The 26,142-nt window shown below is 45.9% G+C and carries 23 protein-coding genes and 1 pseudogene; 16 read left to right on the forward strand and 8 right to left on the reverse strand.

Annotated features, from left to right (window positions below; genetic code table 11):
• Positions 1–15 precede the first annotated feature (15 nt).
• Together QN379_RS00165 and QN379_RS00170 are read right to left on the reverse strand one after the other, a co-directional pair.
• Positions 16–207, reverse strand: coding sequence for a zf-HC2 domain-containing protein (locus QN379_RS00165; protein ID WP_322236131.1), 192 nt, complete (start codon positions 205–207; stop codon positions 16–18).
• A 202-nt stretch (positions 208–409) separates the two neighbouring features.
• Positions 410–979 carry a sigma-70 family RNA polymerase sigma factor gene (locus QN379_RS00170; RefSeq protein ID WP_323505704.1) on the reverse strand — a complete coding sequence of 190 codons (570 nt, stop codon included), beginning with the start codon at positions 977–979 and terminating at the stop codon, positions 410–412.
• A 335-nt stretch (positions 980–1,314) separates the two neighbouring features.
• Between QN379_RS00170 and ybiB the strand changes: the two genes are divergently transcribed.
• The 13 genes from ybiB (at position 1,315) to QN379_RS00235 (ending at position 18,641) form a co-directional block, all read left to right on the forward strand.
• Complete coding sequence (gene ybiB / locus QN379_RS00175) at positions 1,315–2,331, forward strand: DNA-binding protein YbiB (protein WP_323505705.1); 1,017 nt, start codon at positions 1,315–1,317, stop codon at positions 2,329–2,331.
• 388 nt (positions 2,332–2,719) lie between these two features.
• On the forward strand, positions 2,720–3,928 hold the full coding sequence (locus QN379_RS00180) for a cation:proton antiporter (RefSeq protein WP_323505706.1): 1,209 nt from the start codon (positions 2,720–2,722) through the stop codon (positions 3,926–3,928).
• 117 nt (positions 3,929–4,045) lie between these two features.
• A complete protein-coding gene (locus QN379_RS00185) occupies positions 4,046–5,233 on the forward strand; it encodes a YbdK family carboxylate-amine ligase (protein WP_322236127.1) in 1,188 nt (395 codons plus the stop codon).
• A gap of 53 nt (positions 5,234–5,286) precedes the next feature.
• Positions 5,287–6,483: an NAD(P)/FAD-dependent oxidoreductase gene (locus tag QN379_RS00190; RefSeq protein ID WP_323505707.1), complete on the forward strand. Its 1,197-nt coding sequence runs from the start codon at positions 5,287–5,289 to the stop codon at positions 6,481–6,483.
• A 192-nt stretch (positions 6,484–6,675) separates the two neighbouring features.
• Positions 6,676–6,888 (forward strand): 30S ribosomal protein S21, encoded by a 213-nt coding sequence (gene rpsU / locus QN379_RS00195; protein ID WP_005665410.1) that lies wholly within the window; start codon positions 6,676–6,678, stop codon positions 6,886–6,888.
• Positions 6,889–7,178: 290 nt separating this feature from the next.
• Complete coding sequence (locus QN379_RS00200; protein WP_323505708.1) at positions 7,179–7,631, forward strand: GatB/YqeY domain-containing protein; 453 nt, start codon at positions 7,179–7,181, stop codon at positions 7,629–7,631.
• Positions 7,632–7,689: 58 nt separating this feature from the next.
• On the forward strand, positions 7,690–9,486 hold the full coding sequence (dnaG, locus tag QN379_RS00205; RefSeq protein ID WP_322236083.1) for a DNA primase: 1,797 nt from the start codon (positions 7,690–7,692) through the stop codon (positions 9,484–9,486).
• A 373-nt stretch (positions 9,487–9,859) separates the two neighbouring features.
• A complete protein-coding gene (gene rpoD / locus QN379_RS00210) occupies positions 9,860–12,424 on the forward strand; it encodes an RNA polymerase sigma factor RpoD (RefSeq protein ID WP_416186810.1) in 2,565 nt (854 codons plus the stop codon).
• A 750-nt stretch (positions 12,425–13,174) separates the two neighbouring features.
• Positions 13,175–14,149 (forward strand): ABC-three component system protein, encoded by a 975-nt coding sequence (locus QN379_RS00215; RefSeq protein ID WP_323505709.1) that lies wholly within the window; start codon positions 13,175–13,177, stop codon positions 14,147–14,149.
• Positions 14,149–14,388: an ABC-three component system middle component 6 gene (locus tag QN379_RS00220; RefSeq protein ID WP_323505710.1), complete on the forward strand. Its 240-nt coding sequence runs from the start codon at positions 14,149–14,151 to the stop codon at positions 14,386–14,388. The genes QN379_RS00215 and QN379_RS00220 overlap by 1 nt, the downstream gene beginning before the upstream one ends.
• The gene (locus QN379_RS00225) at positions 14,379–16,097 is read left to right on the forward strand and encodes a DUF2326 domain-containing protein (RefSeq protein ID WP_323505711.1); all 1,719 of its coding nucleotides are present in this window, start codon (positions 14,379–14,381) and stop codon (positions 16,095–16,097) included. The genes QN379_RS00220 and QN379_RS00225 overlap by 10 nt, the downstream gene beginning before the upstream one ends.
• A gap of 810 nt (positions 16,098–16,907) precedes the next feature.
• Positions 16,908–17,753, forward strand: coding sequence for a hypothetical protein (locus QN379_RS00230; protein WP_323505712.1), 846 nt, complete (start codon positions 16,908–16,910; stop codon positions 17,751–17,753).
• Positions 17,754–17,819: 66 nt separating this feature from the next.
• Positions 17,820–18,641: a hypothetical protein gene (locus tag QN379_RS00235; protein ID WP_323505713.1), complete on the forward strand. Its 822-nt coding sequence runs from the start codon at positions 17,820–17,822 to the stop codon at positions 18,639–18,641.
• A 458-nt stretch (positions 18,642–19,099) separates the two neighbouring features.
• On the opposite strand, the gene QN379_RS00240 is transcribed toward QN379_RS00235, so the two are convergent.
• The 6 genes from QN379_RS00240 to QN379_RS00265 form a co-directional block, all read right to left on the reverse strand.
• Positions 19,100–19,741, reverse strand: coding sequence for a GIY-YIG nuclease family protein (locus QN379_RS00240; RefSeq protein WP_323505714.1), 642 nt, complete (start codon positions 19,739–19,741; stop codon positions 19,100–19,102).
• Positions 19,742–19,803: 62 nt separating this feature from the next.
• Positions 19,804–20,412, reverse strand: coding sequence for a type I restriction-modification enzyme R subunit C-terminal domain-containing protein (locus QN379_RS00245; protein ID WP_323505715.1), 609 nt, complete (start codon positions 20,410–20,412; stop codon positions 19,804–19,806).
• 317 nt (positions 20,413–20,729) lie between these two features.
• Positions 20,730–21,056, reverse strand: a complete 327-nt coding sequence (locus tag QN379_RS00250; RefSeq protein ID WP_322236073.1) for a HigA family addiction module antitoxin — start codon at positions 21,054–21,056, stop codon at positions 20,730–20,732.
• 12 nt (positions 21,057–21,068) lie between these two features.
• Positions 21,069–21,347, reverse strand: a complete 279-nt coding sequence (locus QN379_RS00255; RefSeq protein WP_322236071.1) for a type II toxin-antitoxin system RelE/ParE family toxin — start codon at positions 21,345–21,347, stop codon at positions 21,069–21,071.
• Between the two features lie 105 nt (positions 21,348–21,452).
• Positions 21,453–22,259: a tyrosine-type recombinase/integrase gene (locus QN379_RS00260; protein WP_323505716.1), complete on the reverse strand. Its 807-nt coding sequence runs from the start codon at positions 22,257–22,259 to the stop codon at positions 21,453–21,455.
• Between the two features lie 33 nt (positions 22,260–22,292).
• Positions 22,293–22,589, reverse strand: coding sequence for a hypothetical protein (locus QN379_RS00265; protein WP_323505717.1), 297 nt, complete (start codon positions 22,587–22,589; stop codon positions 22,293–22,295).
• Positions 22,590–23,485: 896 nt separating this feature from the next.
• Here QN379_RS00265 and QN379_RS00270 point away from each other — a divergent pair.
• The 3 genes and pseudogenes from QN379_RS00270 to QN379_RS00280 all read left to right on the forward strand — a co-directional run bounded on the left by QN379_RS00270 (position 23,486) and on the right by QN379_RS00280 (position 25,641).
• Positions 23,486–24,141 (forward strand): annotated as a pseudogene (locus tag QN379_RS00270) (molybdate ABC transporter substrate-binding protein).
• A 289-nt stretch (positions 24,142–24,430) separates the two neighbouring features.
• Complete coding sequence (locus QN379_RS00275) at positions 24,431–24,775, forward strand: hypothetical protein (protein ID WP_323505718.1); 345 nt, start codon at positions 24,431–24,433, stop codon at positions 24,773–24,775.
• A 599-nt stretch (positions 24,776–25,374) separates the two neighbouring features.
• Complete coding sequence (locus QN379_RS00280; protein ID WP_322236061.1) at positions 25,375–25,641, forward strand: hypothetical protein; 267 nt, start codon at positions 25,375–25,377, stop codon at positions 25,639–25,641.
• The last annotated feature ends 501 nt before the right edge of the window (positions 25,642–26,142 follow it).

Raw genomic sequence — 26,142 nt, forward strand, 5'->3', positions numbered from 1 at the left:
AAACGCTGTGCGTCCTTAATCTTTCCCCAAGCGTTGCATTGCATCACGCAAGAAATGAATATGGCGGGAGAAACGGGTACACGCAGTACAAGTCCACAAATGCACCCTGACGCGAACGCGATGGATGGGTGAAAGCGTTCGATCCTGCGCTTCTGACAAAAGGCTTTGCGTTTCGCGGCAAGTAGGAAATAGACGTTGACGGGGCATATTTTATTTATTGGAATAAAGGTCAGTAAAAAAACGCATCAAGTACACATGAAGACAAGAACGCATAAATTGTAGTCGTGGAAACGCCGCGAAAATTACATCTAATTGCAATATCTGTCGATTAAATACATGTACTAATAACAACAAATAACACATCACACTACAACACCATACTTTATGGCACTACACTATTATCCGATCGCTACGCGGGATGAATACCAAACCAATTAATTTGCAGACATTCACGCAAGCGCGTACGTGCCCGGTACAACAGCACCCACGCGTTGGCAGTAGTAATATCCAGTTCCTTGCAGATCGCGTCGGTGTCCAACTCCAACCATTCGCGCATCATAAAAATACGCCCTGTTTTGGCTGGCAACTTGTCTATACACAACTGCAAAATATCAAAAAATTCCTTGCGCTCCAGTGTCTGATCTGGATTTCCCCAATCGGGCATTGCTTCAATTGCGTGATCTCGGCTGTTGAACAATGCATCCACCATATCTGCATCACTGCGATCATCATAAGGATCATCAGTAAGTTGGATCTCGCGCTTGCCACGTCGCAACTGATCAATCAATTTGTGTTTCAGAATACCGATAACATAGGTTTTGAGGGAAGATTGCTGCTGAAATCGATCAGGATGTTCCATCACCGCGACGATGGTTTCCGAGACAGCGTCTTCTGCCAAACTGGTGTTGCGTAACTGAAGTTGCGCAAATCTTAACAACGGTGAGCGCAGAGCCTCTAGATCGCGGGGGTCAATTGCCATGTTTGATCCAAAAAAAGAGTGACTGATAGCACACAGTCATGGCACAAAGACCATGCGAAGACATATAAACGACCTCACGAATGACGCTATGATGTCTACAAATAAGCATTTGTACACACAACGTATTCAAACGCTTGATCGACAACATCGACGAGATTGATCAATTAGAAGCCTGATTTTACCTGACTGTGATGCAACCGATAGCGCCTTGTCATCAAAATTAGTCGACAAATTCATTCGTTTTAATAGTTAATTACTTTGCAATACCGTCAGTCGCTTTACACATTATTTGCGCATTATTCAACCCTTCTTTACTGACATTGTCACATTGCCATATGCAAAACACAACATTACAAGAGCCATTCAAAGCAGCCCGCTTCATCAAGGAAATCGGACGTGGAAAAGACGGTGCGCGCAGCCTTTCTCGCTCGGATGCCTACGATCTCTATACTGCCATGTTGGATGGTCGTGTCTCTGATCTGGAAATGGGCGGTATTTTGCTGGCAATGCGCATCAAGGGCGAATCAGTAGATGAAATTGCCGGTTTTCTCGACGCCGCTGAAGCTTCCTTTCCGACGTTACCGACCGCTCCCGAAACTGAAGGTGTAACCGGATCATCAATTTACGCGCCGGTGGTCATTCCCAGTTACAACGGCGCCCGTCATATGGCCAATCTCACGCCCTTACTGGCGTTATTGCTAGCCCGCGAAGGTATTCCCGTCCTGGTGCATGGCGTACTCACCGACCCGGGAAGAATCACCACAGCAGAAATTTTTACCGCACTTGGACAAACGCACGCCACCAGCATCGATGAAGCAACGCAACGTTTTGCACGGCTTCAACCCGCTTTTATGCCAATCGCCGCCCTAGCACCAAAAATGTCGCGTTTGCTAGAAATGCGCCGTGTTTTGGGTGTACGCAACTCGACACACACGTTAGTAAAAATTATGCAACCATTCAGCGCGCCGGCCTTGCGCCTGACTTCTTACACGCACCCAGAATATCTGGCCATGCTGAGTACCTATTTTAAAACTACCGCAGCAGCAGAACGAGGCGATGTTTTTCTCATGCGTGGTACCGAGGGCGAAACGGTCGCCAATGCAAAAAGAGCACAGCAAATAGAATGGTTTCACCTTGGCAGACAAAGCACGTTGGTAGAAAAACAAAACGTTGCTGAAGAAATCCCTGCCCTACCCGTAGAACGCGATGCAAGTGTGACAGCGCTCTGGATAAACGACGCGTTAGATGGTCGAATTGCAATACCAAAACCGATCCTGGAACAGGTCTCGCATTGCAAAGAGGTTTGCAAAATACTTAAACTCAGGCAAACTTCACTACCATTTTTGCCTTAAGTCGCACTACAAGCGTACCAAAATAGTGCAAATATGGAACCAACTCAGATAAAAACTGACAAATCGTTAATGATTTAACGCACGAATATTTTATTCACGAGGGTAAAGTCCAGAAATGTCCTTCCATGATTTCAGGAGCAAGCCAATGCGACGTACTTATTATAATAGATGTAATCAAAAAACCATCACCCCGCTGCTAAGACTTGGTTTTCCTCAGGTATTTCGCATAGTTCAGATTCTTTCAATCTAGATTAAATTCTGCGTTAATTCTGCAGCAATGCAGTTAATCGTTTGTTCTCCATAATCAGCTTCTTGCGCCACACTTTATCGCTAACTTTAAAGATTGCGATTGGCATAAGATCAGCAAAACTAACCTCCGGGAGTATCTATGGATTGGGCTCTTCCGTCCCTTGCCTTAGCAGACCCGATACAGTGGAATGCACTACTGCTATTTGGCAGCTTGCTGTTATTCGGATTGCTGGGCGGCTATATAGCAACAAAAACCCCTTGGGTTCCACGAATTACGGGCTATCTGGTCGTCGGATTTATTCTTGGCGTTGGTGGTCTTAATCTGCTTTCTGGCGATGTACTAAAATTAGCAAATATTTTTGCCGATATTGCAGTTGCACTGGTCGTCTATCAACTTGGCCGTTACGTAGACATTGGCTGGCTGCGGCGCGAAAAATGGCTAACTGCCACAGTCTTATTAAGTTCAGCACTCTGCTTTGGCTTCGTCAGCAGCGCGCTAATCTGGGTCGGCACGTCAAAAGTCGTCGCAATGCTGGGTGGCGTCCTCGCCATCGCCACCGCACCGGCCGTTATTATCGTCGTCTTAAGAGACCTTAAAGCAGAAGGTCAGGTGACACGGCGCCTGGCAGCAATGACCGCACTGAATAATTTTGTCGCCATTCTCATTGCCTACGCCCTACTGCCAATCATCGCGCATGAAGGCACGCCCTTCTTAACCTTAGCAGCGCACACCGCTTATTCACTCGTTGGATCGTTGCTGCTGGCGTATGCCACCTACCGGCTGATGATTCCGCTGGCACGCTTACTAGGTCGCCAACCAAGTCGTCAGTTCGTACTCGTCATTGCCGTTATCTCGCTGGCGATCGGTGCCGCACATGCCTTACAACTACCTGTATTGCTGACGATGCTCGTCTTCGCGATTATGTCAAAAAACCTCGATCATCAATACGATTTGATGGAGTTGGAATTTGGCATCGCCAACGAGTTATTTATCGTCATGTTATTTGTCTCTATCGGCGCATCGATTCGCCTGACCGATCTATCGATGGTCGGCACATCGGTGATGGTATTAATTGGCGCCCGCTTCCTCGCAATGGCTTGCGGCGTATTCACTTTTGCGCATTTCGCCAGAATGAAATGGAAACAAGCAGGATTGATAACACTCGCAACGTTACCAATGACAGAGGCGGGCCTTGGCTTGATGCAAACTATTTCTTATCTTTATCCGCATACGACTGCGGACGTCCTTCCGCTGCTAGCAGGTTGCCTGATCGTGCTGGAACTATTTGGTCCCATAGCGACACAATTTGCCCTGATCAAATCTGGCGAAAGTGGACGCGAAGGTTAAACCTGAATTCGGCAATTGACCCTGCGTTTTATCTAAAAAATGCACACTCAGACCTATCCAACTACCCAATTCAGGTTACACAATTGTTGGCCGGTATAAGGACAACGGAGAAAAAACATGGTTGAATCCGACGATCTAAACGCTCCGGCAAACCCGGAAATATTACCATTTACCTCCTCGACCCCATATACGATGGGAATCGAGCTGGAGTTGCAACTTGTCAATCGACGTAATTACAATCTCGCTAGCGACGCGGTAGATTTGCTGACCTGGATTGAGCCACGCGATTTGCAAAAGCAAATCAAACTGGAAGTAACCCAGGGCATGATCGAGCTCAATTCCGACATCCACACCAGCGTAGACTCTTTGATAGAAGAACTAAAAGTACTGCGCGCGGCCCTCAACAAAGGCGCACAGTACCTCAATATCGATGTCTCCGGCGGTGGCGCTCATCCATTTCAACACTGGAACGAACAACGTATTACGCCAAGTGAACGATTTAATCACTTGTATGAAAAATATGGTTATCTCGCCAAATCTTTCACTGTATTCGGTCAACATATTCACATCGGTGTACCGAATGGCGACGACGCCCTCTATTTAACCCATGCCTTCTCGCGATTTGTCCCCCATTTTATTGCCCTCTCTGCCGCCTCCCCATACTATCAAGGCGCAGACACGCAATTCGAATCGTCGCGTAGCAATGTAGTCCGTGCGTTTCCACTATCGGGTACCGCGCCAGTCATGCATCGGTGGACAGAATTTGAACGGTATTACAACGAGTTGCTCCAAATGGGCATCATCGGCAGTATGAAAGATTTTTACTGGGATATCCGACCAAAACCAGAATACGGCACGGTTGAAATTCGCGTTTGCGACACGCCACTCACCATCGAACATGCCGCCCATCTGGGTTGCTATGCACAACTACTAGCGCGCTGGATATTGACCGAGCGACCTTTTGTGATACGTAACGACTTTTATCTTCTCTATGAATTCAACCGCTTTGAAGCCAGTCGCTACGGGCTAAATGGTTCCTACGCGATCCATGGAGAGACATTAGCCACATCTACCAAACAATCTATTCACGCCCATTTGCTGACACATTTAAAAGATCTTGACCGTTACACTCAAAACGAAGCCGAGCGATCATCACTCAAACGTTTAGCCAATATGGCCAATGAGCGCCTTAGCGATGCTGGCTGGTTGCGCAAAACGTTTGCCCAACGCGGCTCATTAAATGACATGATGCGACTGTCCTCAGAATTATGGATGGGTCTAACGCCTCCACCGTACTTTCAATAATCAAAAAATATTGAAAATACGCAACATACACACAACAAAAATACCAAAAAGTAATGGCAAAACAATTCGATGTCGCCGTAATTGGCGCCGGTGCTGCAGGCATGATGTGTGCCGCTGTAGCAGGTCAGCGAGGGAAAAAAGTAGTCCTGATTGACCACGCTCCAAAGTTGGCGGAAAAAATCCGCATTTCTGGTGGTGGTCGCTGCAACTTCACCAACGCCGCTGCCGCACCACAGCATTACCTTTCACAAAATCCACACTTTTGCAAAAGTGCATTATCCCGATATAGCCCGCAGGATTTCATTAACCTGGTAAAACGCTATCGTATTGGCTATCACGAAAAGCATAAGGGACAACTATTTTGCGACGACTCGGCAGAGCAAATTATTGCCATGCTGAAAGCCGAATGTGAACTCGGCAACGTTAGTTGGCGCATGCCTTGCAGTGTTGCCAGTATTGGTAAAGAAGGTGATTTATTTCGGCTCGATACCGGTATCGGAGAAATACTCGCAGCGAATGTCGTCATCGCCACTGGAGGGTTATCAATTCCCAAGATTGGCGCGACTGATTTTGCATATCGTATCGCGCAACAGTTCGGCCTAAAAATGATTCCGCCGCGTCCCGGCCTTGTTCCACTGACATTTGATGCTGCTGGTTGGCAACCGTTTTTGCCACTCGCAGGAATAGCGTTGCCAGTTGAAGTCGAAGCCGGCGACAAAAAATCCCGTGGTTTCTTTAAAGAAGACCTGCTTTTCACGCATCGCGGCTTATCCGGGCCTGCCATTTTACAAATTTCAAGTTTTTGGCAACCGGGGCAACCACTCAACCTGAATTTGTTACCTGAAATTGATATTGCCGAGACCTTGATCGCTGGCAAAACGTCTATCAAGAAGAATTTTAGTAATTTACTTTCCCAATGGCTACCGAATCGTCTGGCCGTAGGGCTTTTAGAGGCCAATGGTATTGATCCGACAGCGCGGATTGCCGACACTCCAGACCGTATGCTGCGCACACTGAGCGACGCCATCAATCGCTGGGAGATCACTCCCAACGGCTCGGAGGGCTACCGTAAAGCTGAAGTCACGCTTGGCGGCGTAGACACGCGCGAATTGTCGCAACAAAGCATGATGGTCAATAAAGTACCCGGACTCCACTTTATTGGCGAGGCGGTAGACGTCACGGGCTGGCTCGGTGGTTATAACTTTCAATGGGCATGGGCTTCGGCAACGGCGGCAGGAATGTCTTTTTAATTTCGGACTGCCCTCCAATTTCAATGTCTATATGGCGAAAAAAATATAGAATAGCGAAAGTTAGTTCTGAATTGCCACTAATTGTGGCGCATTTGCACTTACCTTCGATTAGGGAATATCAGAGCGCTTCCCTTTATTGATTTCCCCTGCTATAATCGCCCTCTTCCCAATTTAACCATGGTTTGAATTTACATGACCACAATTCGTCTTAAAGAAAACGAGCCGTTCGAAGTCGCAATGCGTCGCTTCAAGCGCACCATCGAAAAAACAGGTCTATTGACCGAGTTGCGCGCGCGCGAGTTTTACGAGAAGCCGACAGCTGAACGTAAGCGTAAGCTAGCAGCTGCAGTGAAGCGTCATTACAAACGCATCCGCAGCCAGCAATTGCCGAAAAAGCTGTACTGATTCTTCACCGCGTTTATTGCGGTGGCAAGACAAGAATTACAAACCCGCTCCGGTGTTGTTCCGCAGCGGGTTTTCCCATTTATCAGACTTACTTATTTAGCCTAATTTAACTAGGCTTGTTTTAGACTTGTTAATTAGACTTCTTGCCGGACCGTAGAAAGCCTCGTGAAAACGATGCGCACGGAATCCTGCCTAACGATAGTTTAGTTGCCTGGGTAAATGAGGATTGTCACCACTGCCAAGCGCAGCAGGTTCAGAAAAAGTCTATTGATTTCACCTTGGAGAATCACATGGGTCTTAAAGAACAAATTACCGAAGACATGAAGGGCGCAATGCGCGCCAAAGAAGCAGCGAAACTTAACACTATTCGCCTGATCACTGCCGCCATAAAGCAAAAAGAAGTCGATGAACGGATTACCGTTACCGACACACAAGTTCTCGCCATCATTGAAAAAATGATCAAGCAGCGCAAGGACTCGATAACCCAGTTTGAAGCGGGAAATCGTCAGGATTTAGCTGATATAGAAAAAGCGGAGCTCATTATCCTTGTCGCCTATATGCCAGCAGGATTATCCGACGCAGAAATTCACGCCGAAGTTGCCGCAGCCGTTAGCGCCAGCGGTGCTGCCGGACCGCAAGACATGGGTAAAGTGATGGCCATCTTAAAGCCAAAATTAGCCGGTCGCGCTGACCTTACCGCAGTGTCCGCGCTCGTGAAGGTCGCGTTATCTCCCAAAGCTTAATTTTGATCCACACTAGCACTCGACCAAAACTCGACCAACTCGGAAAAGATTAGCCGCAGTGATTCCACAATCCTTTATTCAGGATCTACTTACCCGCGTTGATATTGTCGACGTGGTGGGTCGCTATGTGCAGCTCAAGAAAGGTGGCGCAAACTTCATGGGTTTGTGTCCTTTTCACAACGAAAAATCCCCGAGCTTTACTGTTAGCCCTACCAAACAGTTTTATCACTGCTTTGGCTGTGGCGCACATGGCACGGCGATTGGGTTTCTGATCGAGTATTCCGGCCTTGGATTTGTCGAAGCAGTAAAGGATTTAGCCCAAAATGTCGGCATGGTCGTGCCAGAAAGCGACGACAAGATTCCACCGGCGCAACGTGCGGCTTATCAGGCCCAAAGTCTGGCCTTATCTGAAGCCATGACGATTGCCTGCGACTTCTATCGACAAAATTTGCGCACGGCTCCAAACGCCGTTGCCTATTTAAAAGGCCGTGGATTAACCGGCGAAATTGCTGCCAAGTTTGGATTGGGTTACTCAATAGACAACTGGGATAGCTTGCGCACCGTTTTCCCTGATTACGAAGTCACCGCCCTCGTCGAATCCGGATTGGTTATCGACCGAACCGACGAAGAAGGCAATAACCGCAAACGTTATGATCGCTTTCGTGATCGCATCATGTTTCCAATTCGCAACACCAAAGGTCAGGTCATCGGCTTTGGTGGTCGCGTCATGGGTAACGGAGAGCCGAAATACTTGAATTCGCCGGAAACACCCCTATTTCAGAAGGGTAATGAGTTATACGGCTTATTTGAGGCACGACAAGCCATTCGCGATGCTGGTTATGTATTAGTGACGGAAGGTTATATGGACGTAGTTGCGTTGGCGCAATTAGGTTTTCCGCAAGCAGTGGCCACCCTAGGAACTGCTTGCACGCCTACACATGTCCACAAGCTATTAAGGCAGACCGATCAGGTTATTTTCAGTTTTGATGGAGATGGTGCCGGACGCCGTGCCGCACGGCGGGCGCTCGACGCCTGCTTGCCGCACGCCAGCGACAACAAGATTATTAAGTTCTTATTTTTACCAAAAGAACATGATCCAGACAGCTACGTACGTGAATTAGGTGCTGAAGCGTTTGAGCGACAAATCCATGACGCCATGCCTTTGTCGCAATTCTTACTCAATGAAGTCACCGCTGAAGCGGACTTGACTACTTCTGAGGGGCGTGCGCGTGCGCAGTTTGATGCCAAGCCGCTGCTGCAAATTATGCCGCCCTCTTCCCTCAGATTGCAGATTGTTCGTGGGTTAGCACAGTTAACGCAGTCAACCGCAGCCGAAATCGAATCGTTATTCGAATTGGTAAAACCGATTGCCCGTGCGCGCCAGGCACCACCGCGCGGCAATCGCCCTGCACCGGTAGGAATTGAAAGACAGATAATTCGATTGATGGTGGCGCATCCGTCATTGACATCTGAGTTAGACGAATCGGCATTGGAAGCAGTGGCAAACTTTGCGCCAGACCGTGCAGAAATGTTAGCGCAACTGATTGAAGCCAGCCGCACAATGGGCGCACAAGCAAATTTTGCCTCGCTTGCCGAACATTTACGTGAAGGCGGTGCGGAATTCGAATCCCTGATTGCCGAAATAGCAGCTCAAGCGGAATCTGAAATTGAAACAGCCCGGATGGAATTAACCGACGCCATTCATCAGACCAAAATGAAGACTATTACAGAAGAACTTAATCAATTAGCAGCAACGTGGCAAGGAACAGATGACGAGCGGAAACGTTATCAAGAGTTAACTTTAAAGAAAGAGCATTTGCGTCGCAAAGCCGAAGCCGAACTGGCACAGCGTTAACATACAGCTTTAAAAACAACATCCGCAAACAGGCGAATGGAACGTTAACCGCGATAAGTCATCAAATTATAGATCATATAGCGATGCTCTTGAATTGGAGAAGTGTCCCTCCATATGTTATAATAGAAGGCTTTGGATTCACTGTCTTAACGTGCAATACATCATGCAATAAGCGCAGACAAAGAATTATAGAGATGGAATGTTTTGAAGTGTTAATAATAAAGTTGAAGATTGGTGCGCAAATACGCAATAGTTAATAATTGGCGATTTATGTAAAGTCAATAATGCGTGTAAGTTAAAAGATTGACTAGGCCTAAGCAAAGTATCACAAAGCATCGCGCAAATTAGTGTAACCAGTTTGGTAAATGATTCCATGGCGAACGCAATGAAGAAACCCGCGAAAACCCAGACAATTTCAACCAAGATAGTGAAGCCGACGGCAAAAAAATCAGCCGCGCATTCTTCAATTGTAAAACCCACCGAAACGACCGCTATCAAGTCGCTTAGTAAAACGGCAGGAAAATCGCCGGGTCAGAAAGTTGCTGGCCCTGATACCAAAAAACTAGCGCCTAAAGTAGCCGTCAAAGCTGCTCCAAAGGCAGTTTCCAAGGCGGCTGCAACGCCCACGAAAAAAAGTGCATCAAGTACTGTTGCGAAGCCAGTATCTGTGAAATCGAAAGCCCCTGTGCCAAACAAGAAACCCTTACTCAAAGTCGTCAAGTCGCCTAAAAACATTGCTGCCGCTGAAGTAGTCGTAGTAGTTGTCCCGAAGGACATGAGCGTAATGATCGGATCGGGCGTCAGTCAGACTACCGATGCCGCGACTCTTGCCGCGATTGACACGTCCAGCTACATTTTACCTTCGGTTAAAGTGCCGGGTCGTCGTGGTCGCAAGCCGAAAGAATTTCAGCCAGAGAACGACGAAATCGCCGCGCTGAATGCGGTCGAGCGCGCCGAACTTAAAGCTGTCGACAAGGCCAAAGCGAAGGATCGGAAAGCCAAAGAAAAAGCGCTCCTGAAAGACGCTTTCTCCTCAGACACTGAAGCCTCTGAAGAAGAACTCGAAGCACGTCGTCAAAAGCTCAAGACGCTGATTAAAATGGGTAAGGAACGTGGCTTCCTGACTTATTCAGAAATCAACGATCATTTGCCTGAAAACATCATTGATCCGGAAGCGATTGAAGGCATCATTGGCACGTTCAGCGACATGGGTATTGCGGTTTCGGAGCACGCTCCAGACGCCGAAACCCTGCTTTTGTCCGATAACGTCGCAACCGTTACCAGCGATGATGAAGCAGAAGCAGCAGCAGAAGCAGCACTTTCAACCGTGGACTCAGACTTCGGTCGTACTACCGACCCGGTCCGCATGTACATGCGGGAAATGGGTTCGGTTGAATTGCTGACGCGCGAAGGCGAAATCGAAATCGCCAAACGTATCGAAGACGGCCTGAAAGATATGATTCAGGCAATTTCGGCGTGCCCAACCACGATCGCGGAAATCATTCTTGCTGCTGACAGAATTTCAAAAGACGAAATAAAGATCGATGAAATCGTTGACGGACTTGTTGACCTGAACGCAACAGACGAAGCGGTCACTACCGCCGCCGCCGTAACTGCTGACGACGAAAACGAAGAAGAAGACGAAGAAGAAGACGAAGAAGAAGCGGAAGAGGAAGAAGCCAACAGCAACTCCGGTGCTGCAGGATTCTCGGCAGAACAACTTGAGCAGTTAAAGCGCGATGCGCTGGCCAAGTTCGAAACCATCTCGACCCAATTCGACAAAATGCGTAAAGCCTTCGAAAAAGATGGCTACAACTCAAAACCATACACCAAAGCGCAAGAGATCATCTCGCACGAGCTTCTTGGGATTCGTTTTACGGCCAAAGTTGTAGAAAAACTGTGCGATACGTTGCGTGGTCAGGTGGATGAAGTTCGCAAGATTGAGCGTCAAATTCTGGACGTCGCAGTCAACAAATGCGACATGCCGCGCCTACACTTCATCAAAGTATTTCCAGGCAACGAAACCAATCTGGACTGGGTTGATGGTGAAGTCAACGGCAATCATCCATACAGCGTTGTATTGAGCCGCAACGTCCCAGCAGTCAAAGAATTACAACAACGCCTGATAGACCTGCAAGCGCGCGTCGTGTTGCCACTGCCGGATCTGCGCGGCATCAACAAAAAGATGGGCGCTGGCGAGAAAAAAGCGCGTATGGCTAAGCGCGAAATGACTGAGGCTAACTTGCGCCTCGTGATTTCGATTGCAAAGAAATATACCAACCGTGGTTTGCAGTTTCTGGATCTGATCCAGGAAGGCAACATCGGACTGATGAAGGCCGTCGACAAATTTGAATACCGTCGCGGTTATAAATTCTCGACATATGCAACCTGGTGGATCCGTCAAGCGATCACTCGCTCGATCGCCGACCAGGCACGTACCATCCGAATTCCGGTTCACATGATCGAAACGATCAACAAAATGAACCGTATTTCTCGTCAAATTTTGCAGGAAACCGGCGCTGAGCCAGATCCGGCAACATTAGCGATCAAGATGGAAATGCCAGAGGACAAGATCCGCAAGATCATGAAGATCGCCAAAGAGCCGATTTCGATGGAAACACCGATCGGCGATGACGATGATTCACATCTGGGCGATTTCATCGAAGATAACAATACGCTGGCACCAGCCGACGCTGCATTGCATGCATCAATGCGCGGCGTGGTCAAAGACATTCTCGATTCACTGACACCACGCGAAGCCAAAGTGCTGCGCATGCGTTTCGGCATTGAAATGTCGACAGATCACACGCTAGAAGAAGTCGGCAAACAATTTGACGTTACACGTGAGCGTATCCGTCAAATAGAAGCCAAGGCATTACGCAAACTGCGTCATCCTTCGCGTTCCGACAAGCTGAAGAGCTTCCTCGAAGGCAACTAAAAACATTAAGCGGTTCTTGCATTGATATTCTTGCGTAGCAATCTTCAACAATAGTTGCTATCAAGAGCTAAATTCTTCTACAATGCTGATCCGCTTATAAAACAATAGTGCCAGCGAATACCGGCAGCAATAATAGTTTAAGTAGGAAATCGGCCCCCTAGCTCATGCTTGGTTAGAGCAGCGGACTCATAAGGGTTTAGTGAATTCTAATTTTTTGAATAAAATCAAAGACTTAGAGCGTAACAAAAGTGGTAAAATCGGTTAAGGCTACACATAGGCTACAAATTGTTCTTTTTCAACATTGGGCAAAAGCAGTAAAAATAGTTTCAGGGCCTCTAGCTCATGCTTGGTTAGAGCAGCGGACTTAACAAATTCTCTCCTACGACTCGTAAGAGGACGGAGAAAATTGATTGGGTTGCCTTGGGGTAAGTTCACTCTGTCCCTTGGTAGAACTGCTCAAATTCGGGGAAACCTCTGTTGCTTTGGCAGCGTGGCAATCCCGAGCGAAGCTCTCATTAGAGAGAACGTGTAGAGACTGTACGGGTAGGTCGTAAAGACAAGAGACAGTCCAGACCACAAACCTGAAAGGGGTGGCGAAAGCCATAGTTGGTAAGCATAATCCGTTGGTGCCCAGTTCGACTCTGGGGAGGCCCACCAAACAACAAAGCCGCAGCTTGGAAACAGGCTGCGGCTTTTCTGTACATAATTACCTAAGCTTGTTCTGGTCATGATCAAACTCAAGAGGTGCTAGTGAATACTACGGAAAAGGCATTGGCAAGGATTTTGTTTAGATCACGCATGTCCGGTTTGATCGGCATGGGGTTCCAGAATGAATTCTCAAGAATAATGAGTTTGGCCGACCCTGACTTTTCACCGGTCAAACCACAAGGCAACGAGGGCGATTGGAAAAATGATGGTCATATGCCTACTTACGGTAGGTACTACCAAGTCTATTCTCCTGAGACATATACAGAGTCCGAGGCTATCAGAAAGCTGAAAGAGGACTTTGACGGATTGGCGCTGAAATGGGGTGGCTCTCAAGTCTATCCGACAGGCATCCAAGAATTTTATTTTGTAATCAATGACGGCAACCGCGTTACTCCTGGCGCTTACCCAACAACTTATGCAGCATTGGCTACATTAAAGACAGCACACGACTTGCAAGTATGTAAGCCTTTCTTGACCAAAGACCTTGAGCAAGTGTTGTTTGGGCTTGACGATGACCAAATAGTTTCCGTTGTTGGTTTCATTCCTAATCCTGCTGAAATCAGGGTCTTAAAGATTGACTTGGTGTCTGAGGTTGTCGGCCACATCATCAAAAATCCAATAATTCGATCTTTAGATCAATCTTTCACCGACCCCGACTTTGAAAAAAAGATTGCTTTCAACAGTCTAAGTATTACTGCAAACTGGCTCCGCGATGCCGACTATAGGAGAGCTACAGTAGAGCAATTCTTTGAGATGAATGGTTCGTTCTGTAGGCAAACTGTCCGCGACAAGTTGAAAGCTATCTACGAGGCTGGTAAAGCGATAAGCTTTTCAGATACATCGAGTCAAGCATCGGCGCAAGATCAATTGTTGGCCCATATTCTTACTCAGGTAACGCCAAAATCACATGGCGTTGTCGACAGGCGTGTTGAAAAAGAATTGCATGATGCAGCACTTGTTGTTATGGCCTATTTTTTCGAAGCTTGTGATATTTTCGAGGAGCCACCGGAATGCTAATGCCAGATAAACATATCAAGCTGTCAGAGTCGTTTTACGGATTAGGTAGCTTTTTACTTGAGCTCCTTGCAACACCTAAGACGATTGATGAACTGTGGCGGCTCTTTGCCAAGGCTGTAATGGGCAAAGAGTATCCGTCTCAGCATTCCTTTGAGAGTGTTGTGTTTGCTGTTGATTTTCTGTTTGCCGTTGGGGCGGTCAAGTTAAAAAGTGATGGAGCATTGGAAAAATGCGTTTAATAAAACTTTACTCTAACCATGAAACGTTCAACACCGTCAATTTCAATGAGACTGGTTTAACGCTCATCATTGGGTCAAAAACTAATCAAGGCTCTACCTACAACGGTGTTGGTAAGTCTTTGATTGTTGAATTGCTGCATTTCTGTCTAGGTTCAAATAAAAACAATGAGTTTGAGAAAAAAATACCTCAATGGGAATTTTCGCTCGAATTTACTATAGACAATGAACGGCATGTTGTCTCACGAAACACGAGCACGCAAAGCGTTGTCCATCTTGACCATGTCCAGATCAAACTTGCTACTTTAAATTCTTGGTTTGAGGCTCGACTATTTTCTATTCCTGACGGCATACCTGGTCTTACGTATAGATCTCTCATGCCAAAGTTTTTACGGCGTGGTCTTAAACAGTATGTTGATCCAAGAGATACAAGCGATTTTTCGGAATACGAAATGCTTGTTAGGAACGCCTTTTTGTTGGGCATTGATGTTGAATTAATTTCAAAAAAAGCTGCTATACGGAGCGAAATAACAAAGCTTAAAAACTTGCGTCAAAATTTCAGAGATGACCCTCTCCTAAAAGAATTTTATTCAGGTGGGCGAGACGCAGATATTTTGCTTTCCTACATTGAACAAAAAGTCCAAGAACTTGGTAAAAAGAAAGATGACTTTGTTGTAGCAGATAACTTTTACGATCTACAAAAGAATGCGGATATTCTTGCCGCATCAATAGAACAAGACAAAAATCTAATTTTCTTGTGGCGCTCTGCTGTCGATAATATTTCTGCAAGCATGAAAGAACAGCCCGACCTATCATTGACACGTGTGAATGATTTGTATGGCGATCTCTTGAACAATTTTAAGGAAACTACCTTAAAACGGTTAGATGAGGTCACGGATTTTCATAAACGCATGCTTGAAAATCGGATTGCACGTTTAAGTAGTGAAAAGCTGCGTCTTATTGATTCAATCCGCAAGGCAGAACTAGCATTACGAAAAAAACAAACGGACTTAGACAGCGAGTTGCGAACCTTAAGTCATTCGCAAGCTCTTGATCAATACACGGCTTTGGTTTCAGAAATCTCTGACCGGAGTGCGCAAGCACAGAAAGTCAGAGACTACAAAGCTATTGATTTTGAATACAGCAATCGTGCAGCAGATTTAGATGTTGAGCTAGGTGAAGAGGTTAAAAAAACTAACAGCTACCTAGAGGATACAAAGAGCTTTAGAGAGAGAAATTTTTCAGTTTTTAAGTCTTTTGTTTCTGAATTTTATCCAAATTCTCCTGCGGGCATCTCATTTCATAACAATGAGGGCAACAATCAGAAACGATTTGATTTTGACATTAAGGTCGAAAATGATAGCTCTGATGGTATCAATGAGGTAAGAATATTTTGCTATGACTTGACCTTATTGGCGTTAAGGCAAAATCATAAGATTGATTTTATTTTTCATGATGGGCGACTCTTTGCCAACATGGATGTGCGTCAGCGTGCCAAAGTGTTTACCCTGGCTGACAAAGTAGTCGGTAACTTAGGCGCTCAATACATAGCTACTCTAAACCCTGATTTCATTAGCGGCATGTCAGAGGAATTTACAAGTGACGAATTTCAACGGCTTATTGTTGACAACACTGTCTTGGAGCTCCGTGATGACTCTCACGCTGGAAAACTACTTGGTATCCAAGTTGATATGCATTACGAAAGTAAGTGATAAGACTAAAATTTTCTATTATTTTGGAATAGAGGATTAATTGGTTTCCCGTGATTAATCGGATCAATTTTTTGATAAGTTAAGCTACGGAATTATTCGATTTTTTAAGGTTGATGATGGAATTCGGCTGGTCCACTCAAATTTTCTTGGATCGACCAGCGCTAACCAAGGTTTAAGAGGTCCATAAAACGTGCTACTCCGTTAGACGAAAGGATTTTTTGTCCTTTAGTTTGCAATGAATTCCAGGCTACGCTAGGCCAATGATCGGGGCATCAACTATGTTGCATGCGCAGCCTCATAAACGTTTTGTTGATTTTAATAAATTAAATAAAATCAGTTGCTTAGAAATGTGGCAAAGGTAGTAAGATTAGTAAAAGCTACGAATCACCTGATTTCAGAGGTGGCAAAGGCCATAGAATCATTGTTTCCAAGCTCTAGCGCATGCTTGCTTAGAGCAGCGGACTTAACAAATTTTCTCCTATGACTCGTATGAGGACAGAGAAAATTTATTGGGCTGCCTGGGGTAAGTTCACTCTGCCCCTTGGTAGAACTGCTCAAATTCCGGGAAACCTCTGTTGATTTGGCCGCGTGGCAATCCCGAGCGGACCGTTTCGAGAGAACGTATAGAGATTGTACGGATAGATCGTAAAAACAAGAGACAGTCCAGATCACAAATCCGAAAGAGTTGGCAAAAGAAAAACTTGGTAAGCATAATCCGTTGATGCCATGCTCGACTCACCTAAGGCCCACAATATTAAAGCCGCTGTGCGTAACTTGCACAGCGGATTTTTTATTTGGGGAGGGTAATTGATGCTTATTTTAGATAGAGGGGATGTGAATATGGATAATAAGATTGCACAATTCAAAAACGATAAATTGCCGGAGAAAGAGGGGCTCCCCTCTCTTAAAGAGGGCGATCTAGATCCATTTCTCGGTAAAAAAGTACGCGTACTAATCGTTACTCATGAAAATTATAACGTATATTTAGATGAGGCTCTGTGTACTCAATGGTATGGACGAATTTCCGATGACAAAGATATTAGTACTGCTTTAAATAAGTTATCTAAACTCGAGTCTTGTTCACATTTTATAACAGAAGAAAAAATTCTTAAGCCTATCCGCCAGCAAATAGCGGAGGGTTTAGTGCGTGCTCTTGAGGGCCATAAGGAGCTTTCCAATGAGATGTTCAAACTTATTGAAAAAGAAATTTCACTTAGAAATTTGGAGACATCTTGGCTGTGGTACTTTCTTGGCTCTGGGATTCCAGCATTAATTTCGCTGATAATTTTAATTATTTTTTGGATATTCAGAATTGATTTGCGACAATTTTTTGGCATCATAGCTTTCACGGTTGCAATATGTGCAATGGTAGGCGGACTGGGTGCATTTTTATCCATTGCAAGTCGCTCCACTAAAATTTCTTTAGATGCTAGAGCAGGGATAACAATTCATGTTACTGAAGGTTTGGCTAGAATTATAACGGGACTATTCGCTGGTGCTTTAATCGTATTGCTCACTAAGGGGGGAGTCGCCTTTTATGCATTAAAAACATCAGGGAGTTCACTTGCCACATTATTAGCTTTTAGTTTAATGGCCGGATCAAGTGAAAGGGTAATTCCTAATCTTGTTAAAAAACATGAAACTGATTTGAAGTAGAAAATTTATATAAATATTAAATATAGCTCAACCAAAAATAATTAAAAATCAGGGATAGGAATATAAGTGTCAAATAAGGATATAAAACTTACACTTCGAGTTGAAGGTGGATTAGCCGATGAAGGTGTGTTGGATATATATGATGCAGCGAATACTATTTATGGTTTAGCTAGAAGTGTAAATATGGTAACTCACTCATTTGCGAACAATGGTGAAATTAGAAAGAAAAATAAGACTGCTACTGGTTCCAAAACAGTTATTCAATCGTCCATTAAAGGATGTTTTGAAGAGCAAATTGCTATTCAGTTTGATGATAGAGTAATTAATCGTGTGGGTTCGTCTGTAATTGCGAACGCATTTTGGGATTACTTAACGTGGGTTTGGACTGGAGCTGTAGGTGGAGAGTGGGAGCCAACAACACCTTATGTTCGATCTTTCGCAAAAAATCATGACGTACATATTGATGAAATTTCAGACGCTCTTGAGGCTCCGATGCAATTAATGCACAAGTCTATAAATAGTGATGAAAATGTAAGAATATTTATTGGTAGACCGAGAGTTAGCGATGTAATGGAATTAAATAAGTCAACTCTGAATTATGTAACGACTCGCGATGAATTAACTATTACTGAGTACCTCGTTGGAAATGTTACTCGGTTTAGCGTATTGAGCAATTTTGGTCGTGTGTTTTCCGATGATGAAGGTCGGATAATATCTTTTGGTTTAATCAAAGATATTGATCGTAGAGTTGTTGATTTAGCGATTAAGTCAATGCAAGAGCATAAGAAAGAAAACAAAGGAAAGATGATGTTGACGGTGACGAAAGTTATGAGTGCACACGGGGTGGTGAAAAGATATTGGGTTCATGATATTAATGAAATTATATAATAATTTATCTTGAGGATATATTTTTTATACTAACTTTCGAATAATATATCTAAAAGCGAACTAAAATTTTCGGGGGAGATAAACTTATTTGATCGATTAGAGTAAAGGATTCTTTGTCCTTTGGTTTGCAACGGAGTCTAGGCTACACGCAAGGCTACAAATGCGGAGGATGATCCATAAATATCAAGCACTTACAATATTGCATGAATTTGTAAGTTATTGATCTATAAGGGTATTCCATTAGACGTAGATACTCATAATCCGTTGGTGCGCAGTTCGACTCTGCGGGGGGCCACCAGAATTAGATAGTAAAATCAAAGGGTTACGAGCTTCGGCTGGTGACCCTTTTTCTTCCCTGCTTGCTTTATCGTTCCATGTAACCGCTGTGTAACCCGATTTAGGAAATGACCACACCTTCACAGATATAGAGCCGCTAACAACGCACAGCCTGGCTTGGCCTAGTCGTTGTTTGATTCATTATGAAATGCTTCATAAATTTCTTTAACTGTGCTTCCGTTGAATGTCCAATATGGGGACGGCTGAATTGGGTAATCTAAGGCTAAATTTAGTAATTTTCTTGTGGGCACTATTAATGAACATACAGCGCCCTCAAAGTTCACTTTCCGTTCACTGGCGACGGTTACTTGCATGGCACCATCCTTTGAAACCAGAACAGAGCCGTCTGGCATACCAAGCGCGTGGAAATTCATGAAGGGACGTTTCGTATTTTTTAGATTTTGCCCGGACTGCTTATCAACAGGGTCCAATTCTTTAGTCAACTGTTGTTCAAATTGAACAGTTATGTCATCGACCTTCAGTAGCTTCAAAACGGCTATAACCCGGTCTGGCTCAATTCTAAAAAACTCTCTGCTCGGATTGATGCGCGTTTTACCAAAAGCGTAATGTAATGCCTTCTCGACCTCGCTCGCGTCTTTAACTTGGCAGGCGAACGCGCACTCAAAAGGAACTGGCACCCCGGTCCCATAAAGCTGCTTCATCCGCTCTTCGACCTCAAACTGAGACGTTTTTCCGATTTTTACCAATCCAACCATTGCAGGATTTGTGAGTACATACACAATTTGATTGCTATTTTCTGCCATAATTTCCGTCTTTTGCCTGTCTCATGTTTTGCCTATAGATTAATCTGTTGCTGAACGCTAATTTAGGCTATCGCACGTTTCCTTATCTCATCGAGAACAAGTACCATCTCCGTCACGCGCATTGGCAAGAACAATGCCTCGGGCCCTTGCAAGCTGATATCAGTGAACGGAGACTCATACAGCCGTGCCGCATCCATTACTCCGTTTTCCGTCAGATATTGCACAATGAGGTTAATGAACTCCAACTGACTGGCGGTGACAGTAGTACCCACCACGAACTGGCTGAATGCCTGCTTAGCAGTCTCACGGTCTAACCCAACGAGAGAACGAATAAAGATACCAAGCCCCTGGCTTTGTTCTGTTGCCTGTTGAATCAAATCGGCGGAACCACCGGCATCCTCCAGCATGCGTCCCAGCTCTTCAAGGTCGGAAGACGTCAGCGGTTGGTTGCGACGCAGGCGCTGCAAAGACAGGTGACTTTCATGCACCCTCAGAAACTGCCGGGCTTTTTCCTTGAACTTAGCGAAGTTCATACCTGTACTGATACCCGGCAACGTAATCGCTGTATCCTCACCAAATTCATCTCGAAAATCTGTGTATACGATGTTCTTTTTGCCCTTTTCAATCAATTTGACTAAGGTGCGCAATTTCTTACGGGCGTTCTCAAGCATGGCGATGGTGACGTGGAAATATCCCGTTTTTTCCGTTCATCACTCGTTAATTCATCTAACTGTGAATCGAGAACGACCGCTTTAAATGCTTGCTCCACTCTGGCGGCCAACACAGGAGTAAGTTCGTCAAAAGCCTTATGCAAATGTGCTTTAATGTCTGACGCTATGGGAATGCATATTGGAATAGCAAGTAAATTTTCACTCGTGCTGCGCTCCTTCAAGCGCCTTCATTAAATGGGGCACCAGTCAGGCCGGTGAAGGTTTCCGGTTTGTCTCCCCGTCGGGATAGACTGGCGCTTTAAACTATTTGCCTAACGTCAGGCGGCGTCAGGCATGCTTATCGTCGGTGCAGGCTGAACATGCATCGGTACAGCCTTAAACCGCTGCTCGGCTTGCCACATGTCATAGGCGCTTTGTTCTGCCAGCCATATGCGGGCATCGCCGCCACGGTCCACTCCAAGCCATGCCTCAATACGCAAGGCCATCTCTGGCGAAATTGCAGCGCGCCCATTGAGCACGCGGGAGAGTGAGACGCGGTTTACGTCGAGTTGTTGCGCGGCCTCAGTCACCGACAAACCCAGCGCCGGTAATACGTCATCGCGTAAAGTTAATCCAGGATGTGGCGGGTTAAACATGCGTGCCATAGTAAATTCTCCTCAGTGATAGTCTTGATAATCGACCAGTACGGCGTCCGTGCCATCAAACTTGAATGTCATGCGCCAGTTTGCGTTGACCTTTACCGAAAAATGGCCCTTAAGGTCGCCTCGTAATGGGTGCAATCCCCAGCCCGGCAAATTCATACCTGACGCATCGGGCAATTCATTCAGACGGCGCAACATGGCGGCTAGTCGCGGGGCGTGCGTCGCTTGAATGCCAGCCATGCTCCCGGTTTCGAAAAAGGCCTTCAAGCCCTTGTGCTGGAATGTCTTAATCATACGCTATTGTAGTGCGTAACGTTACACGCATCAATATCAATCAACCTTTTATCATGCACAAACCTGATTGCTCGGGAACAAAGTCGATTCCAGCCTGCGTTAAAATTATTGCTTCGATAATGAAATGCCATTTACGTAAAAAATCCATTGGTCGAACGATGTAACTTTTCTCTCTGGCGCTCTGGGGTTTGTGGCCTTGAATCTGTGCAGCCACCCCCCGGGGGCTTCGGTCTGTTCAGCAAGGCTCGCAAACGAACGCCGCAAACCATGTAAGGTCAGGCCTTGTAGCCCGGCAGCATCGCACGCCAGCTTATGCGGTAAATGTGGTTTGGCGATGATAGCTACCTCTTTTAATGCGCTTGAGAAAACGTAATCGTTTCGCCTTGGCAATGCCGCTAACAGATGGGCGATAAAAGGAGTTAATGGTATGGTCCGCTCCCCGTCCATTTTGTCTCGGATAACGATAGACTCCCAGCGCCAGTTAATATCCTCCCACCTCATTTCCAGTACTTCACCGGGACGGGCACCGGACCGAAGCAAGGTTTGCAGATAGGCGTTGATGGTTGGGTTGCCCAGTTTTTGGACGGCATCGAACCACCCCTGAAGCTGTGCCGCTTCCAGGTCGTCTCGTTTTGCCTTGGCCTTCCCTAAAGCCTCACCGCTCTTCTTTGTCTTAGCGGGGTTCTGCGGTTGAATTAGGTCGCGGTAGGTCTTGCTTTCGTAGCACCACTGAAAAAATACTTTCAACATACGCCACGCAAGCCGTGCCGAAGTGGGACGGACCTTGCCTTCCAGCTTGGCCCATGCTTCCACTATTTCGGTATCAACATTATTTAATGGCATTGCAGAAAAGTAGTGCAACGGCCCAGCTATCGTTACGCCAAGACCACGGGTTCCCCGCAGCGAAGGCAAGCCACCAGCAGCAATCTTATTAAGGTGGTCTAGTTAATGACGCTCGCCCCAATGAGGTTTTCGTTCTTGCAGGTAAATATCCCATACCTGTTTAAAAGTAGTTGAGTTTTTGGCTGCTAGTGTAGCGGCGGCTGTTTTTTTGGCTTCCTGAACATCACGGATTACTTGCGCTGCGACCAGCCCGTCAGTTTTCACTTGGCGCGGGTCTTGGCCGTTGTCAATAATGACCTTCAGACGGCGAGATTCGATTTTTGCGGCTTCTATGGTCCAGATGGAAGGCGAGCCGATTGTTATACGCATCGCTTGGCCATTCAACTTGGCTTGAAACATGAATGCTTTTGCACCATTCGCTGTTACTCGCAGGCCCAAACCCGGTGCAGACGTGTCCCAAAGGAAACATTGGCTTTTGCCAGAATCACATTCAAAATCAGCTACCCGACCAGCCGTAAAATTTACCTTTGCCATCCCTCAAACACTCCCATGTAAACCATGTAACCCGATTTGGAGTATATCAAGCAATATCGATTAACAAAAATCAACACTGTAATTTTACTAAGTCATTGATTTATATAAATTGTATTTTTTAGGATTATCAATCAACACCGATAAACACATTATTTCTCGGACTCATAATCCGTTGGTGCGCAGTTCGACTCTGCGGGGGGCCACCAGAATTAGGCAATGCAATCAAAGGGTTACGGGCTTCGGCTCGTAACCCTTTTTTCTTTCAGCTTTCTTCATCGCCCCATGGCTGGGCCAGTTGATCCAAATACATCCTCCATGCAGCCACCACAGGTTTTAAGCTGTAGAGCGCCAAAATGCCGAAGAAAAAAATCTTATATTAATCATGAAGAGAGATGGCTTTCATGGCGGCTCACACATCCGACTGTAAATTATTCGACAGTTCTTATGGCCTTCCATCGATAGAATCAAGGAATCGAGGATCGATTTTGAGCCGATTTGAAAAGGTTTGCGGTGTGGTTTGTGAATCGGACGGCTGGGCTGACTAAACGCCATGGTCCCGCGCTTTCGCCTGCGACAGACAAGTTGTATCAGACGATCGAAAAAACTGGCCGCGACGATTGCCATAATCGTGCAGGGCTCTTTTTATTGATGCGCTCTACGCATTTAAACTGAGCGAATTTACTTTATCAATCACGTTCGCGATAATGACTCGGCAAAACCCATTCGATATCTAAAAAAAGCAGGAGTCAAAGATTATGCGTATTAAACAAATCATGCCAAAGCTATTCATTCTCGGCACGCTCAGCCTGGCCTTGAGCTCTGGCGCGACCCAAGCCGATGAACTCAATGTCATGAATTCAGGTGGCTTTACCGCTGCTTATAAAGCACTCCAACCTAAATATGAAGCGGCTAGCGGCAACACGCTGACGACCGCGTGGGGGCCATCAATGGGCAAAGCGCCGGAGGCAATCCCCAACCGTCTGGCGCGTGGCGAACCGGCAGTGCCAAGCCGGACATTAGCACAGTGGAGAAGTTTAAGTCGGTGTTGATCTATGCGAAATCAATCGCGTATTCCGATAGCGCCAGTGGCGTCTACATTGAGGCCGAACTATTCAAGAAACTGGGTATTGAAAAACAGATCATTCCGAAAGCACACATGATTGAGAAAACCCCGGTCGGTTCATTAGTGGCCAGCGGTGAATACGAACTAGGCTTCCAGCAGGTGAGCGAGATTCTGCCGGTGCAGGGCATCGAATTTGTTGGCAAGATCCCGGAGCAGGTGCAAAGTATCACCACCTTCTCAGCCGGCATTCCAGTCGGTGCCAAACATCCGGAAGCCGCCCGCGCATTGATTCGTTACCTTGCCTCGCCAGAAGCGCGCGCCGATGTCATCAAGAGTGGACTCGATCCAAAGTAATAGCCTCCCACTAGTCTATTATCAGCTCAATGGGCCATAACTGGGTCTGATAATGGCTAGCATGTTGACAGTGGTGATGCACACCGTCTCGCTCCACCTGGCAACAATTTATATCCCCACACACGGCACTACCAAAGAGAGACAGCAGAGATCGAAAGCGATTGCAGAAACAATTCGTTACGACAAAAACAATTTGTATCGTCAGCCGAATAAAGAGCACCAACGTTAATGTCACGTAGCACCCATCAATATTAACGCCAAATACTGCACCTAAATTAGGGGACACATTATGTTTACGCGCAATCGCTCAGGTAAAGCCATCATACTCACTGCACTTGTCACGGTTTTTGCCAGCGCAGCCGGTAGTGCAATGGCTGAGACAACGTGGCAAAAAAATCATCCACGCCGGGAACAGGTCAATAATCGGCTGAACAATCAAAACAATCGTATCAAGACTGAAGTCAAAGATGGTCAGATAACCAAAGGTCAGGCCAGAACCTTGCACAAGGATGACCATGCGATTCGACAAGAAGAACGTGATATGTCCCGGCAAAATGGCGGTCACATCACCAAAGCCGAACAATCAGTGTTGAACCAGCAAGAGAATGGCGTCAGCCGACAAATTGGTAAGTAAATTGTCGTCGTAGTCGATGTCGTATAACAGAAGCAACTTTTGCAGGCAACGGGAATGATTCGGTCGCCTGCATTTGTGCGTCCTTCTCCGAAATTGCCTAGGTATTTACGTAAGTTAAATCTTGCTTTTTATTTAAAAGATTATGCTTATCGGAAATCTCCGCTATCGTTTATAGGTCCCCGAAAAAAGGGGAACGGGTTTGACAGCTCGAGCGTACAAGACGCACAAACCGCGCATAGCGGTCTTTTTATGTGTGTAAACCGTTGTTGCACCTTTTATGGGCGGCAGTGGCAGGGAGGCTTCGGCCTGCCGAGGATCTTGTACGTCGGACTGTCAACCCTGTTATTTACCACCCACCCGCTTGACAGCGGCAGCGGTTCAACCGGACAAAGAAAGCAACAATGCTCAACACCATTATTTCCCCGACTCTCCCTCAAATACAATTCATCAAGCGACTTGCCTGCCAAGCGACTTCTAGTCGTGAGGCGCGACCATAACAACATCGTCGCCACCTCCAGAACCCGAAGCATTCCATCACGCATTTTCATGGTTACCAGCGCATCCAAACTAATGAGTCGGCACAATTTTATGCTCTGACGATGGATGTCTGTCATGGCATTCAAACCTGTATTGACGTCACGCAGGTCAGCAACGCGGATCGTGGCACCGACACCATGCCGACACTCGATATAATTGCCACCGAGCGTTTGTTGCGCCTTGCTCTCACGTCATCGCAGATGCTGGCCGACACCGCTGCACGGCATATCAATAGACTTGATAGCCGCTTCAGACAGGGACTGAACTGTCCTCCCATATCTCCGCGACGCCACAATAAACGTGATTTAACTTTACGCAGAAGCGAATGATGAATGATGGCGACGACTCTTTTGGTAGTCGCCACCAACTTCAATTCACTGATTCAATTAACTGCTTCAATTGGTAATCGTTCCGCAGAGATGCATTGCTGGATTTGCCACGCACCGACCATAAAGCCTGGCATCGCATCATAAGGCGGGAATAAAAACTACTGATAGCTTCGTCGGCATCGCGTTTTTTCCTTAGGATGATTTTTACTCACGTTGAAAGCGGGCATGCTTTCAAAAAATATTATTAAAAAAATCAAAAAATCAAAAAATCAAAAAACAAATAAAAAAATAGATAAAAAAAATTGAATGAATTTCTTGGCTGGAACAAGAAAAAATCAAATAGAAAAGTCTGCGTGACGTGAAGTTGGCGCAAAAAACTAAACGATAATTTACCATCAATCCAACCAGCAAAAGCTTTTCGGTTGATAGCGCATTGTTGCTCAACTTATGCACATAAGTTTTCAATGTCGGGTCATACTAAAGCACATTAAAAAATCTCAT

The organism is Glaciimonas sp. Gout2, assembly GCF_035018905.1.
Classification (GTDB): Bacteria; Pseudomonadota; Gammaproteobacteria; order Burkholderiales; family Burkholderiaceae_D; genus Glaciimonas.

What these genes read in the sequence shown, in the direction of transcription:
- QN379_RS00165 (WP_322236131.1), bottom strand. Translation starts at nt 207, where the DNA reads ATGCCCCGTCAACGTCTATTTCCTACTTGCCGCGAAACGCAAAGCCTT.
- QN379_RS00170 (WP_323505704.1), bottom strand. Translation starts at nt 979, where the DNA reads ATGGCAATTGACCCCCGCGATCTAGAGGCTCTGCGCTCACCGTTGTTA.
- ybiB (WP_323505705.1), top strand. Translation starts at nt 1,315, where the DNA reads ATGCAAAACACAACATTACAAGAGCCATTCAAAGCAGCCCGCTTCATC.
- QN379_RS00180 (WP_323505706.1), top strand. Translation starts at nt 2,720, where the DNA reads ATGGATTGGGCTCTTCCGTCCCTTGCCTTAGCAGACCCGATACAGTGG.
- QN379_RS00185 (WP_322236127.1), top strand. Translation starts at nt 4,046, where the DNA reads ATGGTTGAATCCGACGATCTAAACGCTCCGGCAAACCCGGAAATATTA.
- QN379_RS00190 (WP_323505707.1), top strand. Translation starts at nt 5,287, where the DNA reads ATGGCAAAACAATTCGATGTCGCCGTAATTGGCGCCGGTGCTGCAGGC.
- rpsU (WP_005665410.1), top strand. Translation starts at nt 6,676, where the DNA reads ATGACCACAATTCGTCTTAAAGAAAACGAGCCGTTCGAAGTCGCAATG.
- QN379_RS00200 (WP_323505708.1), top strand. Translation starts at nt 7,179, where the DNA reads ATGGGTCTTAAAGAACAAATTACCGAAGACATGAAGGGCGCAATGCGC.
- rpoD (WP_416186810.1), top strand. Translation starts at nt 9,860, where the DNA reads ATGGCGAACGCAATGAAGAAACCCGCGAAAACCCAGACAATTTCAACC.
- QN379_RS00220 (WP_323505710.1), top strand. Translation starts at nt 14,149, where the DNA reads ATGCCAGATAAACATATCAAGCTGTCAGAGTCGTTTTACGGATTAGGT.
- QN379_RS00225 (WP_323505711.1), top strand. Translation starts at nt 14,379, where the DNA reads ATGCGTTTAATAAAACTTTACTCTAACCATGAAACGTTCAACACCGTC.
- QN379_RS00230 (WP_323505712.1), top strand. Translation starts at nt 16,908, where the DNA reads ATGCTTATTTTAGATAGAGGGGATGTGAATATGGATAATAAGATTGCA.
- QN379_RS00240 (WP_323505714.1), bottom strand. Translation starts at nt 19,741, where the DNA reads ATGGCAGAAAATAGCAATCAAATTGTGTATGTACTCACAAATCCTGCA.
- QN379_RS00245 (WP_323505715.1), bottom strand. Translation starts at nt 20,412, where the DNA reads ATGCTTGAGAACGCCCGTAAGAAATTGCGCACCTTAGTCAAATTGATT.
- QN379_RS00250 (WP_322236073.1), bottom strand. Translation starts at nt 21,056, where the DNA reads ATGGCACGCATGTTTAACCCGCCACATCCTGGATTAACTTTACGCGAT.
- QN379_RS00255 (WP_322236071.1), bottom strand. Translation starts at nt 21,347, where the DNA reads ATGATTAAGACATTCCAGCACAAGGGCTTGAAGGCCTTTTTCGAAACC.
- QN379_RS00265 (WP_323505717.1), bottom strand. Translation starts at nt 22,589, where the DNA reads ATGTTTCAAGCCAAGTTGAATGGCCAAGCGATGCGTATAACAATCGGC.
- QN379_RS00275 (WP_323505718.1), top strand. Translation starts at nt 24,431, where the DNA reads ATGTTTACGCGCAATCGCTCAGGTAAAGCCATCATACTCACTGCACTT.
- QN379_RS00280 (WP_322236061.1), top strand. Translation starts at nt 25,375, where the DNA reads ATGGATGTCTGTCATGGCATTCAAACCTGTATTGACGTCACGCAGGTC.